This window comes from Virgibacillus oceani (assembly GCF_014638995.1).
GTDB classification, from domain to species: Bacteria; Bacillota; Bacilli; order Bacillales; family Amphibacillaceae; genus Virgibacillus_E; species Virgibacillus_E oceani.
Genome location: NZ_BMFR01000002.1, coordinates 127,158 through 140,986, shown reverse-complemented (window position 1 = coordinate 140,986; position 13,829 = coordinate 127,158). Strand labels below are relative to the sequence as shown.

Below are 13,829 nucleotides of genomic sequence, written 5' to 3'. Positions count from 1 at the left end.
CTTACTCATACCTTATCCTAGGGTCGAAATACTTGTAGAGTATATCTGTAAGTAAGTTAATTAGAACAAAAATGGTTGCGACAATTAATATAGTGCTCTGGACCACTGGATAATCACGTCCGAGAACAGCCAGATATACATATCGTCCAATACCAGGCCAAGAAAAGATTGTCTCTGTTAAAACAGCCCCGCCCAGTAATAGTCCAAATTGTAAACCTATTACTGTTAATACCGGCAATGAGGCATTTTTTAATGCATGCTGGAATATAACTAGATACTTTTTTAAACCTTTTGCGTTTGCAGTACGAATATAATCCTGACGCATAACCTCAAGCATACTGGAACGCGTCATCCTGGCAATTATAGCCATTGGTATTGTCCCAAGCGCAAGTCCAGGCATTAATAGGTGTGAAAATGCATCTTTAAAGGCAACCCAATTACCTGTTAATATACTATCTAATAAATAAAAGTTTGTGATCGTATTCAATTCAACACCAGCGGTTAATCTACCGGATGGCGGCAAAATATTCAGCGTTACGGAAAAGAGCCAAATCATCATTAATCCAAGCCAAAATATTGGCAGTGAAACACCAAACAATGCACCAGTCATACTTAAATTGTCAAACCACGAATATTGTTTGACTGCGGCAACAACACCGGCTAAAACTCCTATTACAACTGCAAGGAGCATTGCAAATATGGTAAGTTCTACTGTTGCAGGCAGTTTATGTAATAATTGAATTGCGATATCTTCCTTTGATTGTATGGACTCACCTAAATCTCCCTGAAGGATATCCCCTAGAAAGCGTCCATACTGCACAATATAAGAATCGTTAAGACCGAGTTCTTCCCGTAATGACTCTAACTGGGCTTCAGTGGCCTTTTCACCAAGCATGCTTCTCGCTGGATCCCCCGGTATGAGATGAATGAGAGAAAAAGTTAGGATGGAAACACCAATTAGAACGGGGATAAGCATAAATAGTCTTCGGATAATGTATTTTAGCATGGTTTGATTCCTCCGTTTATCTGGAGTATACGAGGGTGTCTCATGTGTTTAAGAGACACTCTCTGTATTCTCCATTTAGGGAAATAGTTGTAAATCTATTCCTTAATATCTAATAAGTTAAATGGTTCACTTCCAGTTGGATGCGGAACATAATCTACTACATTTTTACTTGCTGCAATCGGAGGTGTCGTATGTGCGATAGGGAACCATGGTGCATCCTCATGAATGATTTCCTGTGCTTTTAAATATAGTTCTGTTCGTTTTTCCTGATCCATTTCCGTTTGCGCAGCTTTCAATAAATCATGTACTTCATCACTCTTATAAAAAGCAATATTTCCGGCAGATCCCATCTTCGCATTGTCTTTATCTAAAAGAACATATAGGAAGTTATCTGGATCCCCGTTATCACCAGTCCATCCAAGGAATGCCATATCATGTTCGCCATTTTCCGTCGCAGCTAAATGTGTATCCCAGTCGTTTTCAATAATCTCTACATTGATATTTACAGCCTTCAACATTTCTTGAATTGCTTGAGCAGTAACTTTTGGCTGTGGCATATATGGTCTAGGATTTGCAAATGTGTACAGCGTTATATCAAATCCATCTGCATAGCCAGCTTCGGCTAATAATGCTTTCGCCTGTTCCACATCATATCCATAGTCTTCTATGTCATCGTTATATCCCCAAAGTGAAGGTGGAATTGGATTTTTAGCTGCTTTGCCGATACCTTCATAAAGTGTTATAAGCTTTTCCTTATCAATTGCCAGATTAATAGCCTGACGAACTAATTTTTCCGACATCGGACCTTCTTTACTTGTGTTCATTGCCATATAGCTAACGTTCATTGATGGCCGGCGGATAATTTGCAGATTTTCATCACTTTCTGCTGTTTGAATATCTTGCGGGTTAAGTCCTGTCATCAGATCAATTGAACCTGATTGCAGTTCCATAAAGCGAGCACCATTATCTGGAATTGTACGGAAAATTACTTTATCAACGTTAGCGGTCTCACCGAAATAATCTTCATTTTTTGTAACTGTGATACTATCATCTGGAACCCATTCTTCAAATACAAATGGTCCTGTACCAACTGGATTTTTAAAATAGTCCTCTCCGAACTCTTCGACAGCCTCAGGGCTGGCAATTCCGAATGGCGGCATTGCTAGGGTTTGCAGGAATGGAGCATTTGGTTCAGATAAGGTGAATTTAACTTCATAATCACCTGTTGCTTCGACTTTTTCAATAATTCCTCCAAGATCATCCTCAGAAGCACCAAACATATAGCCGTAGTAGATATATTCAGCTGATGTTGCCCAGCGCTCAAAGTTAAAGACAACATCCTCTGCGGTAAAATCTGTTCCATCGTGGAATTTAACATCATCCCGCAGCTTGAATGTCCATGTTAAACCATCCTCACTAGGTGTCCATTCCGTTGCTAGTGCTGGTCTAACCTCTGTATTTTCCTCTTTATAACGAACAAGGGTATCATAGATTTGATTCGTAACATAAATTGATTCACCATCTGTAATCTTTGATGGATCCAATTGAATAGAATCTGCACCACGTCCGAATATCAGTGTTTTTTCCCCAGAAGCTTCTTCCGTTGCTTGTTCATCATCAGTGGAATTTGCACTTGAATCGCTATCTGTCGAATTTGCATCATCACTGCATGCACTTACAAATAATACGATTGCAAAAAGTAAACTAAATAATGCTAATAAATTACGCTTCTTCAAGATAGTTCCCCCTTAAATTTAAATTTAAATATTCAAGTTAAAGTGGTTCGTTCGCATTGACCACCTCCTCAGCAAAATGACAGGATGCCATTTGACCTGTTGCTGATACTTTTTTTAGTTTGGGTTCTTGGGTGCGGCATATTTCCTCTGCAAACGGGCATCTGGTATGAAATTTACAGCCTTGTGGCGGATTTGCAGGTGAAGGAAGGTCACCTTTTAAAATAATTCGCTGTTTATCTCGGTGTGGGTTTGCTTCTGGAACAGCCGATAGAAGTGCTTGTGTGTATGGGTGCTTTGGATTTTGATAGAGCTCATTTGCTTCACCTATTTCCACGAGCTCTCCTAAATACATGACTGCTACACGATCGCTAATATGATGAACAACACTTAAGTCGTGTGCGATAAAAATGTATGTAAGATTAAATTCTTCCTGTAAATCTTCCATTAGATTAATTACCTGTGCTTGAATCGAAACATCAAGTGCTGAGACAGGCTCATCGCAAATCACAAGATCCGGGTCCAATGCTAATGATCGGGCAATGCCAATTCGCTGCCTCTGTCCTCCGCTGAATTCGTGAGGATAGCGATGCTTGTGATAGGAACTTAATCCAACTACATCCAATAATCTTGTTAGCTTTTTGTTTCGTTCTGCTTTTGGTATATTAAATATTTTCATTGGTTCTGTAATAATTTGTTCAATCGTTTTTCTAGGATTCAATGAGGCATAAGGATCCTGAAAAATGAATTGCATATCTTTTCTGAGCTTACGCAATTTCTCACCGCGATGTTTTGTAATATTTTCCCCTTTGAAAATAACTTCGCCTTCAGTTGGTTCCAATAGCTTTAATATAGATCTGCCTGCAGTAGATTTGCCGCATCCGCTCTCTCCAACAAGGCCAAGTGTCTCCCCGGTTTCTACTGAAAACGATATTCCGTCGACTGCTTTAAGCACAGGTTTATCCTTGGAAAATAGTGCTTGCCCTTTTAATGGGAAATGTTTTTTTAAGTCTTTTACTTCTAATAATGTACTCATGGGGTAACCGCCTTCTTAGATTCTGATTCCTCGTATAACAAGCAGCGGACAAGGTGGTTGTCATCTATTGCTTTTAAACCAGGATCGATTGTCAAACAGCTCTCCATTACATGCTTGCATCTTGGTGCAAAACTGCAGCCTTTCGGAAGTGCACGTAAGTCAGGTGGAACACCATCAATGGCCTCTAGTTTTTGTTTATCTGTTGTTATTTTTGGTATTGAATTCATTAGTCCAAGGGTGTACGGGTGCTTACCATCGTCAAAAAGGTTGGCTGTATCCGTAAATTCTACCGGTTTTCCCGCATACATGACCATAACTCGGTCACAAACTTCTGAAACAACTCCAAGATCATGGGTAATCATAATGATTGCCATATCAAGTTCTTTTTGCATTTTCTTAAAAAGCTCTAAAATTTGTGCCTGGATTGTCACGTCAAGTGCTGTTGTTGGTTCATCGGCAATGAGTAAGGAAGGATTGCAGGATAATGCCATTGCAATCATTACCCGCTGCCGCATTCCTCCGCTGAATTCGTGCGGATAGTTTTTCAATCGTTTTTGCGGATCAGGAATTCCTACTAAGTCCAGTAATTCAATAGTGCGTTCTTTTGCTTGTTTTTTTGACATATTTTCGTGTGCTAAAATGGTTTCAACCATCTGCTTTTCAACCGTAAAAACAGGATTTAAGGATGTCATGGGATCCTGAAAAACCATAGAAATTTCTTTTCCGCGGATTTTCCTCATCTGTTTATCCGTTTTCGTAACAAGGTTTTCACCTTTGAAAAGAACTTCACCGTTTACGATTTTTCCTGGAGGAGAGGGAACTAATCCCAGAATAGACATTGCAGTAATACTTTTACCTGATCCTGATTCTCCAACAATCCCGAGTGTTTCACCGGGGTTAATATCAAAATCGACACCATCAACAGCTTTTACCACTCCAGACTTTGTGAAAAAGTGTGTATGTAAGTTGCTGACTTTGAGCAGTGGAGATTCTTTAACCATATGTATCCTCCTTTGTTGTGAAATAGTTGTGAAATAGTTTTGAGTAGTTAGATTCTTTTGAATTAACGTACATTATACATGGGTTTATTCCTTTTCTTGGGTTTTTCTCTTTTTTCTCAAAAATAATAGGAATTGAACCTAAAATTCACTGGATTGTTTAAAAAAGTCTTGTATCTGTGTTATTGAGACGTTATAATAGCCTATGTGTCGATTGAAAAGATTATATCTTGCGCCCGTAGCTCAGTTGGATAGAGCGATGGTTTCCGGTACCATGCCTGTCGGGGGTTCGAATCCCTCCGGGCGCGCTAAATAGAAAAAAGACAAGGAGTATATTATTTGCTCCTTGTCTTTTTAATTTATACACAATAGACGTAAACTGCGACATAACTAATGCTTTTGCCACCGTTCTGGAAATATATATTGTGCTTTTTACTCGATTATATTTACGGGTAAAAGATAAGCAGCAAATAATCATATATTTTCACTAGCAGGCCGTATACACGGAAACAGAAGTGTATACGGGCTGCGGAATCGAAGAGCATCATAAAATGTAATACTTCCGTCGCTTTTACCGAAACGACGAAATAAGCGAAGAAGTCTTATAAAATACTATACCGTTATGCTCAATATTTTTTTCTCTAGTAAATTTTAGGTACAAGGGTCTATTTTCGTTATAATTGATTGAATAATTAATAATTTCAATATATTATATATACATTGAAAGTTAGCTTACATATATTACTAATTTTTCAATGAAGGCTTATAAAAAAGGGAGGAATAATTTATGGGAAGCTTAAACGAGTTAGAAAGTTCTTCAAGGAATAGGGAAGAACCCGATTTTGAAAAAGTGGCGGACGGTGCTCAATTTAAGGAATTGGTACAAGAAAGAAAAAAGTTTATCGTTCCAATGACGGTTTTTTTCTTAGTCTTTTATTTTTCACTGCCAGTTCTTACATCGTACACTACCATTCTAAATACTCCAGCCATTGGAGATATTTCGTGGGCATGGATATTCGCACTTGCACAATTTATTATGACTTGGGTTCTTTGTACGGTATATGTAAAGAAATCAGCTTCATTCGACAAGAAAGCGGATCAGGTAATTGAATCACTATTAAAGGAAGGGGGAAAATAGTACATGAATGCATCAGTAGTTATTATGTTCCTTCTTATTGTTGCACTTACACTAGTCGTTACATATTACGCGGCTAAAAAAACAAAAACAACGGGTGATTTTTATACGGCCGGAGGGGGATTAACCGGCTGGCAAAATGGTCTGGCAATTGCCGGTGATTACTTATCAGCTGCTTCTTTTCTAGGTATAGCTGGTGCTATTGCACTATTTGGTTTTGATGGTTTCTTTTATAGTATTGGTTTTCTCATTGCATATTTAGTTGTATTATTTATCGTAGCTGAACCACTTCGCAATCTAGGAAAATACACATTGGCTGATATGATCAATGCCCGTTTTGATGCGAAGAAAGTACGGGGAGTGGCAGCACTAAATACAATTACAATCGTTATCTTTTATATGATTGCGCAGCTCGTAGGAGCAGGTGCATTAATCCAATTATTATTTGGACTTGATTATTGGGTTGCGGTATTAATCGTTGGTGTTATGATGACGATTTATGTTCTATTTGGCGGAATGACAGCTACTAGCTGGGTACAGATTATAAAGGCAGTACTCTTGATGATTGGAACTATTATTATTTCGTTTCTTGTTTTAGCAAAATTTGATTTTAATATTCTATCTATGTTCAGTGAAATGAAAACGGTTACAAGCCATGGGGCGGAATATTTGCAGCCTGGCCTTAAATATACAGATCCACTCGGAACCATTTCATTAATGATCGCTCTTGTTCTAGGTACTGCTGGATTGCCACATATCTTAATGCGTTTTTTTACCGTTAAAGATGCTAAAACGGCGCGCAGTTCTGTTGTTACGGCTACATGGGTTGTAGGTATATTCTATGTCCTAACTATATTTCTTGGGTTTGGAGCAGCTGCATTTGTCGGATTCGATACGATATTAGAAGCTAATCCAGCTGGAAATATGGCAGCACCATTACTAGCTGAAGCATTGGGCGGGGACTTTTTAATGTCATTTGTCTCTGCGGTGGCATTTGCAACAATATTGGCTGTAGTAGCCGGGCTCGTATTATCGGGAGCATCTGCTTTTGCGCATGATATTTACGGCCAGATCATTAAGAAAGGAAAGATTTCTGATAAAGAACAAATGCTGGCTGCAAAATATGCATCACTCGGTGTAGCGGTTTTCTCTATTTTATTGGCTTTATTTGCACAAAATATGAACGTCGCCTTTTTGGTGTCACTTGCCTTTTGTGTTGCAGCAAGCGCAAATCTTCCCGTAATTATTTATACAATTTACTGGAGAAGGTTTAATACAGCAGGTGCTGTATCGGCAATGCTGACAGGGTTACTTACATCTGTAATTCTTGTGATTATAAGTCCAAATGTTTTCTCACCAGTTGAAGGAGCGGCGATATTTGTTGGTGATCCCATTTTTCCATTTACGAACCCAGCTATCGTTTCAGTTCCGTTAGGGTTTATTGGTGGGTATGTCGGAACTCTGCTATCTAAAGAAGTTAATTTAAAACGTTACGCAAAAGTGAAGGTTAAGGCGAATACTGGATATAGAGAATAATCCAAAAAAGACCGTAAAACTTGATTAATGGAAATGGTTAGTCTATTTTTATATATGTAAACTTGAAAAGCTGTACGCACTGGGTAGCTGAAAAGAGGAATCAACATGAAGAAATTTCTTATATATATATTCGTTATTCTATTAGCGGCTACAGTCGTAAGCTTTTATTTAGGATACTTTAATTTTGGAATTGTAACTGGAGCTTTATTAATCATGTTGGCATTGGGTGCTGCAAACTTGTATTCACAAAAAAATCGGGAATATTTACATGGTAAAAGACATGAAGATTATGTAAGGAGACGGCACAAAAGGTAATCGTCAGACATCAGTTGTTTCTGATGTCTGACGATTTTCTTTCCATGTCTTCTTTTCCATGGATGGCTTCTTTTTTATATTCCTTGAGTATGGCTATAATGTGATTTAGTTCAGATGGTGATAGTTCATCAATACGGTTCAACTGTCGATGAAGAAATTCAACAGTTGGATGCTCCTTTTTTTGATCTCTTATAAAGAATGTTGTAATTGAACTTGTCAGCATTCCGATTATACCAATACCAATAAACATTAAAATAACTGCAACGACGCGTCCACTAATGGTATCTGGGGAAATATCACCATAACCAACCGTTGTTGTCGTAACAATTGCCCACCATAAACCATCTGAAAAAGTATTGATATTTGGCTCCGTAAACGTAACAACGGTTCCGCCTGTAACTATCATCAACACCGCTACAATCAATACACGATCCAGGTAGTTCGTCTTTAAGATCTTAAAAAATTTTGGGAAATAATTGTTGGATATAGCAAATAATCGCAAAATCCGAAATAACCTAGCAATTCGGGCCGTTTGAAAAATAGCATCGAGCGGTATTGCGGCAATAATATCAAATGGATTCTTTTTCACAAATGTCCATTTATTTTTGGCAAGAATAAACCGTATTACTACATCAGCAAAAAATAATGCCCAAACAATTTTATCAAGATAGCGAACTACCACATTCTCTGAAAATATTAAAAACACGGATAAAAATGCTAGAATAACCAAAATTAATTCATATATCAGCGCTATTCTTGTCTTTGTATTCTGCTCCATAAAAACCCTCGTTTCCTTGGTAAACTATATTGTAGCATTATCCTGTATAATAGTGTATTGCATATACTCAATAAAATTTGCTGCCTTTTAGTAAAAGAAGATGTAAATGCTGCTTAATTTATGTCGCTGTCTACGTTTTTTGTGTAATAACAATGATTTATGAATACAGTCACCACAAAAGGCTTAGAATAATTCAATTTTATGGGGGACTTTAAATTGAAACAAAATCTTTCACAGGTGCAATCTTTACAATGGAAAATGAATCAATCCCTGCTGCAGTCGATTCATTTACTTCAATATACGGGTATGGAATTAATCGAATATATTGAAGAGATTTCAAAGGAGAACCCTTTAATAGAAGAAATTAATTTTGATCATGATTTAGCAAGTTATAAATCTGTAAGTGCAAGTTTACCTGCAATCGGAGAAATAAATCAGAAAGAATTAACGATGTACGATCAATTAAAGCAGCAGCTGTATACTGTTAATCTAACGGACGAAATAAAACCTATTATATTATTTGGTATTGATTCGTTAAACGAAAATGGGTACTTGGATATTAGTCTGGAGCTTTGGGCGGAAAAGTGCAATACAACCGAAATGAAAGTTCAGGAAGCATTAACTTTGATACAGACATTAGAACCATCTGGTATAGGTGCACGTACATTGCAGGAATGCATTCATTTGCAGCTGAAACAAATGCAATTTTATCAACCCTTTATGGAAGAATTGCTAATGATGCATTTGGATTGGATTGCCGAGGAAAATGATGAAGCTATTTGTGAACATTTTGGAGTGGCAATTGAAGTTGTAGATGAGATATTTCGTCAAGTAAAAGCCTGCCATCCAAAACCTGGGCAGCTTCTGTCAGCATCAGCTCCGGAATTCATCGTACCAGAAGCACATATATACAATGAAAATGGAAATCTAAAAATCTCTTTTTATAAATGGAATACTCCTATAATTGAAATAACCGAGGAGTATAAAGATTTATCCAGCTTTAAAGGCGATGCCGCGGTGTATTTAAAGGAAAAATATAAACAGATTGATTGGTTAAAGCAGGCAGTTTCATATCGGAAACAAACACTAGAGCGTGTTATCCAGTCAATTGTAAAACGACAGTATATGTTTTTTGAACATGGATCGTTTATGCTTCAGCCGTTAACATTAAAAGAAATAGCATATGAATTAGGGATGCATGTTTCAACAATCAGCAGAACGATAACAAATAAATATGTACAAACGAAGCATGGTGTTATTTCGCTTAAATTTTTCATGCAATCCGGGGTTCCTCAACGTGATGGAAAACAAACAGCGTCATTTGTGATTAAACAACTGATGAAAGAGCTGATCGAATATGAGGATAAACAAAAACCATTATCAGATGAAATGATAAAAAAACAATTATATAATGAATTTGGAATAACTATCGCTCGCCGAACTGTTATGAAATACCGTGAGCAATTAAATATTCCTGCTTCGATTAAAAGAAAAGGAACGGGTGGTTGAACATGTTAAATGTCGTATTTTATACTAAAGAGAATTGCTCATTATGTGAAGATGCTAGTTCGCTGCTGACTTTATTGCAAAACGAATATGCATTCACAATAGAAGAGAGGGACATTTATACGAATGATAAATGGCTGGAAGAATATCAACTATTAATACCATTTGTAAAAATTAATAAAATAGAATTAAATTGTGAACAGATCAATTTGGAAAGTCTTGAAGGTGCTTTAAAACAAGAGACAAAAAGTGCATAATCATTGATTATTTATTCGGTTATGATAAACTATAAATATACAAAGTAATCCTTTGTGTATTTTTTTGAAGCAAGCGGGACATATTACAACCATGTGGGACTTAAAATGTCCAGGTGAGGGGCTTGTTCATGAGAACGTTAATTGATTTACAAAAAAAATTATTTCCTGATTTATTGGAAGTTATGCAGCAGCGATACACGATTTTAAATAGTGTACAGTTTTTCCAGCCGATTGGCAGGCGTTCGCTTGCCGAGCATTCCTCGTTAACCGAACGCCATGTGCGAGCCGAGGTGGACTTTTTACATGAACAGGGATTGATAAATGTAACGTCAAAAGGAATGCTTATTACAGAAGAGGGAAAGGTAGTTGTAGAGCAGTTATCCAATTTTATGAAGGATGTAATGGGTTTAAGTGTTTTAGAAAAGCAGTTAACGGATAAATTGCAAATAGGTCAAGTAATTGTGGTACCTGGTAATAGTGACCATCATGATTGGGTGAAACAGGAAATGGGAAAAGCGTGCGTTTCCTTTCTCAAGTCTCGAATTCCCGCAAATTATACGATTGCTGTAACGGGTGGCACGACCATGGCGGCGGTTGCCAAAACAATGACACCGCTAGATGAGTCGAAGCAATATTTGTTTGTTCCGGCAAGGGGCGGAATTGGTGAGCAGGTAGAGAACCAGGCAAATACGATCGTAGCGGAGATGGCTAAGAAAGCGAAGGGTGATTACCGAATGCTTTATGTTCCTGATCCGTTAAGTGAAATATCCTATCAAACGATGATAAATGAACCGTCCATAAATGAGATTCTGCAATTGATTCGTGGAGCAAATGTTGTGTTGCATGGCATTGGTGATGCTAAGACGATGGCGATGCGCCGGAAAACACCTGAACAAGTTATCCGGAAGTTAGATGAAAACAATGCCGTTAGTGAGGCATTCGGCTATTATTTTAACAAAGAAGGCGATGTCGTATACAAGGTTAGAACGATTGGCATCCAATTAGAAGACTTAAAGACTGTTGATTGTGTCATTACAGTTGCAGGAGGAATTTCAAAAGCACAAGCGATTGCTTCTTATTTTGAACAAGGCAAAAGTGATTTGCTGATTACAGATGAAGCAGCAGCAGAACAGATATTAAGGGATACGTCCCTTTAAATATATTTCATTACAATGAAAATTCTAAGGAGGAAATAAAATGGCTGTAAAAATAGGTATTAATGGATTTGGACGTATTGGACGTAATGTTTTTCGTCAAGCACTTAATAATAATGATGTTGAGGTAGTGGCAGTAAACGATTTGACAGATGCTGATATGTTGGCACACTTATTAAAATATGATTCTGTACATGGCAGATTAGAGCAAGAAGTAACTGTTAATGGTTCAAATATCGTTGTTGGCGGAAACGAGATCAAGGTACTTTCCGAACGTGATCCGGCTAACTTGGGCTGGGGCGACCTTGGAGTTGAAATCGTAATTGAATCAACTGGACGTTTCACGAACCGCAATGATGCACAAAAGCATATCGACGCTGGAGCTAAAAAAGTTATTATTTCTGCACCTGCTAAAGAAGAAGATCTAACAATGGTAATGGGTGTTAACGAACAAGATTATGATCCGAGTATTCATCACATTGTATCCAATGCATCTTGTACAACAAACTGTATTGCACCACTTGCAAAAGTATTGCATGAGAAATTTGGCTTAAAACGTGGATTAATGACAACTGTTCACTCGTATACAAACGATCAGCAAATTCTTGATCTTCCACATAAAGATTATCGCCGTGCACGTGCAGCAGCTCAAAACATCATTCCAACTACAACTGGTGCTGCAAAAGTTGTTGGTAAAGTATTGCCAGAATTAAATGGTAAGTTGAATGGAATGGCCGTTCGTGTACCAACACCAGACGGTTCGTTGGTTGATTTGGTTGCAGAGCTTGATAAAAATGTAACGGAAGAGGAAGTTAATAAAGCATTTAAAGAGGCATCAGAACAAGGTGATTTAAAAGATGTTTTAGGCTACTCAGAAGAACCTCTTGTTTCTAGTGATATTGTTGGTAACACGCATTCTTCCTTATTCGATGCACAATCAACCATGACACTTGAAGACAATATGGTAAAAGTAGTTTCTTGGTATGACAACGAAATGGGATATTCAGCTCGTTGTGTTGATTTAGCAGCATATATTAAAAAACAAGGAATATAAGAATGATTTAATATATAATGGGGGAGGGAGTGTTTTTCCTCTCCTTTTCTCATTTTTGATTAAAAAAGCTCTTAAAGGGAAAAACAAGTAGGTAATTCTGTACATACTGTCAGCGAATTAAGGAGGTTTTCCAAACGATGAATAAGAAAACACTGAAGGATCTTGATGTAACGGGAAAAAAGGTCTTTTGCCGGGTTGATTTTAACGTTCCGATGAAAGATGGAAAGGTTACAGACGATACACGAATAAAGGCTGCACTTCCGACTATAAACTACCTTTCCGAACAGGGTGCTATTGTAATTCTAGCAAGCCACCTTGGCCGTCCAAAGGGTGAGGTTGTTGAAGAACTGCGTCTCGATCCCGTTGCAAAACGGCTAAGTGACTTAATTGGAAAAGATGTCGTCAAAACAGATGCGGTTTATGGAGAAGAAGTAAACGAGGCATTGTCACAGGTCAGTGATGGGGACATCCTTTTAATTGAAAATGTTCGTTTTGAGCCCGGTGAAGAAGAAAATGCTCCTGAGTTAGCGCAGGCATTTGCTGACATGGCTGATTTTTATGTGAATGATGCGTTTGGTGCGGCACATCGCGCGCATGCTTCGACTGCCGGTGTTGCTGGAAAATTACCGGCAGCTGCAGGCTTTTTAATGGAAAAAGAGATCAGTGTGTTAGGAAAAGCTTTAGAAAGCCCTGAAAGACCATTCACAGCTATTATTGGCGGTGCAAAAGTGAAAGATAAAATCAATGTTATTGAGAATCTATTAGATATAGTAGATAATCTTATCATCGGTGGTGGTCTGGCCTATACGTTTATTAAAGCCAAAGGTTTTGAAATTGGAAAATCGCTATTGGAAGAAGATAAAATTGACCTGGCAAAAGTTTTTATGCAAAAGGCGGAAGAAAAAGGTGTTCAATTCATCCTTCCTGAAGATGCAGTAGTGGCAGATGATTTTTCCGAAACTGCTAACACAAAAATAGTGGATATTACGGAAATTCCCGCTGATTGGGAAGCATTGGACATTGGACCGATAACGCGTGAAGCATACCGTAGCATTGTTGCTGATTCAAAACTTATTATTTGGAATGGGCCAATGGGGGTATTTGAATTTGATGCATTTGCCGGTGGGACAAAAGCAGTTGCCGAAGCGCTAGCAGAAACTGATGGGTATACTATAATTGGCGGTGGCGATTCAGCCGCTGCAGTTGAAAAGTTTGACCTGGCTAATGCAATGGACCATGTTTCTACTGGTGGCGGGGCGTCACTAGAGTTTATGGAAGGAAAAGAGCTTCCTGGGGTACAAGCATTAGACAATAAATAATT

At 37.9% G+C, this 13,829-nt stretch carries 13 protein-coding genes and 1 tRNA gene; 9 read left to right on the top strand and 5 right to left on the bottom strand.

Annotated features, from left to right (window positions below; translation table 11 throughout):
* Nucleotide 1: 1 nt before the first annotated feature.
* The 4 genes from IEV74_RS04230 to IEV74_RS04215 all read right to left on the bottom strand — a co-directional run bounded on the left by IEV74_RS04230 (nt 2) and on the right by IEV74_RS04215 (nt 4,776).
* Complete coding sequence (locus IEV74_RS04230) at nt 2-1,006, bottom strand: ABC transporter permease (protein WP_188454097.1); 1,005 nt, start codon at nt 1,004-1,006, stop codon at nt 2-4.
* Nucleotides 1,007-1,101: 95 nt separating this feature from the next.
* On the bottom strand, nt 1,102-2,742 hold the full coding sequence (locus IEV74_RS04225) for an ABC transporter substrate-binding protein (RefSeq protein WP_188454096.1): 1,641 nt from the start codon (nt 2,740-2,742) through the stop codon (nt 1,102-1,104).
* A gap of 37 nt (nt 2,743-2,779) precedes the next feature.
* Complete coding sequence (locus IEV74_RS04220; protein WP_188454095.1) at nt 2,780-3,775, bottom strand: ABC transporter ATP-binding protein; 996 nt, start codon at nt 3,773-3,775, stop codon at nt 2,780-2,782.
* Nucleotides 3,772-4,776 carry an ABC transporter ATP-binding protein gene (locus IEV74_RS04215; RefSeq protein ID WP_188454094.1) on the bottom strand — a complete coding sequence of 335 codons (1,005 nt, stop codon included), beginning with the start codon at nt 4,774-4,776 and terminating at the stop codon, nt 3,772-3,774. The genes IEV74_RS04220 and IEV74_RS04215 overlap by 4 nt, the downstream gene beginning before the upstream one ends.
* 229 nt (nt 4,777-5,005) lie before the next feature.
* On the opposite strand from IEV74_RS04215, the gene IEV74_RS04210 reads away from it, so the two are divergent.
* The 4 genes from IEV74_RS04210 (at nt 5,006) to IEV74_RS04195 (ending at nt 7,759) form a co-directional block, all read left to right on the top strand.
* Nucleotides 5,006-5,081: transfer RNA gene (locus IEV74_RS04210), tRNA-Arg, on the top strand.
* A gap of 479 nt (nt 5,082-5,560) precedes the next feature.
* The gene (locus IEV74_RS04205) at nt 5,561-5,911 is read left to right on the top strand and encodes a DUF485 domain-containing protein (RefSeq protein ID WP_188454093.1); all 351 of its coding nucleotides are present in this window, start codon (nt 5,561-5,563) and stop codon (nt 5,909-5,911) included.
* A 3-nt stretch (nt 5,912-5,914) separates the two neighbouring features.
* Nucleotides 5,915-7,444 (top strand): solute symporter family protein, encoded by a 1,530-nt coding sequence (locus tag IEV74_RS04200; protein ID WP_188454092.1) that lies wholly within the window; start codon nt 5,915-5,917, stop codon nt 7,442-7,444.
* Between the two features lie 105 nt (nt 7,445-7,549).
* On the top strand, nt 7,550-7,759 hold the full coding sequence (locus tag IEV74_RS04195) for a hypothetical protein (protein WP_188454091.1): 210 nt from the start codon (nt 7,550-7,552) through the stop codon (nt 7,757-7,759).
* Nucleotides 7,760-7,769: 10 nt separating this feature from the next.
* Here the strand turns inward: IEV74_RS04195 and IEV74_RS04190 are convergent, their stop codons facing one another.
* The gene (locus IEV74_RS04190; RefSeq protein ID WP_188454090.1) at nt 7,770-8,537 is read right to left on the bottom strand and encodes a potassium channel family protein; all 768 of its coding nucleotides are present in this window, start codon (nt 8,535-8,537) and stop codon (nt 7,770-7,772) included.
* 216 nt (nt 8,538-8,753) lie between these two features.
* On the opposite strand from IEV74_RS04190, the gene rpoN reads away from it, so the two are divergent.
* From rpoN to IEV74_RS04165, 5 genes are all read left to right on the top strand, one after another.
* Nucleotides 8,754-10,046: an RNA polymerase factor sigma-54 gene (rpoN, locus tag IEV74_RS04185; RefSeq protein WP_188454089.1), complete on the top strand. Its 1,293-nt coding sequence runs from the start codon at nt 8,754-8,756 to the stop codon at nt 10,044-10,046.
* Between the two features lie 2 nt (nt 10,047-10,048).
* Nucleotides 10,049-10,300, top strand: a complete 252-nt coding sequence (locus tag IEV74_RS04180; RefSeq protein WP_188454088.1) for a glutaredoxin family protein — start codon at nt 10,049-10,051, stop codon at nt 10,298-10,300.
* A 128-nt stretch (nt 10,301-10,428) separates the two neighbouring features.
* Entirely contained in the window at nt 10,429-11,457 is a 1,029-nt protein-coding gene (locus tag IEV74_RS04175) for a sugar-binding transcriptional regulator (RefSeq protein WP_188454087.1), read from the top strand.
* Nucleotides 11,458-11,497: 40 nt separating this feature from the next.
* Entirely contained in the window at nt 11,498-12,508 is a 1,011-nt protein-coding gene (gene gap, locus IEV74_RS04170) for a type I glyceraldehyde-3-phosphate dehydrogenase (RefSeq protein ID WP_188454086.1), read from the top strand.
* Nucleotides 12,509-12,645: 137 nt separating this feature from the next.
* Nucleotides 12,646-13,827 carry a phosphoglycerate kinase gene (locus tag IEV74_RS04165; RefSeq protein WP_188454085.1) on the top strand — a complete coding sequence of 394 codons (1,182 nt, stop codon included), beginning with the start codon at nt 12,646-12,648 and terminating at the stop codon, nt 13,825-13,827.
* Nucleotides 13,828-13,829: the final 2 nt, after the last annotated feature.

Excerpts from the sequence above, each read along its gene's own strand:
- IEV74_RS04180 (WP_188454088.1), top strand. The coding sequence starts at position 10,049 with ATGTTAAATGTCGTATTTTATACTAAAGAGAATTGCTCATTATGTGAA.
- gap (WP_188454086.1), top strand. The coding sequence starts at position 11,498 with ATGGCTGTAAAAATAGGTATTAATGGATTTGGACGTATTGGACGTAAT.
- IEV74_RS04230 (WP_188454097.1), bottom strand. The coding sequence starts at position 1,006 with ATGCTAAAATACATTATCCGAAGACTATTTATGCTTATCCCCGTTCTA.
- IEV74_RS04175 (WP_188454087.1), top strand. The coding sequence starts at position 10,429 with ATGAGAACGTTAATTGATTTACAAAAAAAATTATTTCCTGATTTATTG.
- IEV74_RS04215 (WP_188454094.1), bottom strand. The coding sequence starts at position 4,776 with ATGGTTAAAGAATCTCCACTGCTCAAAGTCAGCAACTTACATACACAC.
- IEV74_RS04190 (WP_188454090.1), bottom strand. The coding sequence starts at position 8,537 with ATGGAGCAGAATACAAAGACAAGAATAGCGCTGATATATGAATTAATT.
- IEV74_RS04195 (WP_188454091.1), top strand. The coding sequence starts at position 7,550 with ATGAAGAAATTTCTTATATATATATTCGTTATTCTATTAGCGGCTACA.
- IEV74_RS04200 (WP_188454092.1), top strand. The coding sequence starts at position 5,915 with ATGAATGCATCAGTAGTTATTATGTTCCTTCTTATTGTTGCACTTACA.
- IEV74_RS04205 (WP_188454093.1), top strand. The coding sequence starts at position 5,561 with ATGGGAAGCTTAAACGAGTTAGAAAGTTCTTCAAGGAATAGGGAAGAA.
- IEV74_RS04165 (WP_188454085.1), top strand. The coding sequence starts at position 12,646 with ATGAATAAGAAAACACTGAAGGATCTTGATGTAACGGGAAAAAAGGTC.
- IEV74_RS04220 (WP_188454095.1), bottom strand. The coding sequence starts at position 3,775 with ATGAGTACATTATTAGAAGTAAAAGACTTAAAAAAACATTTCCCATTA.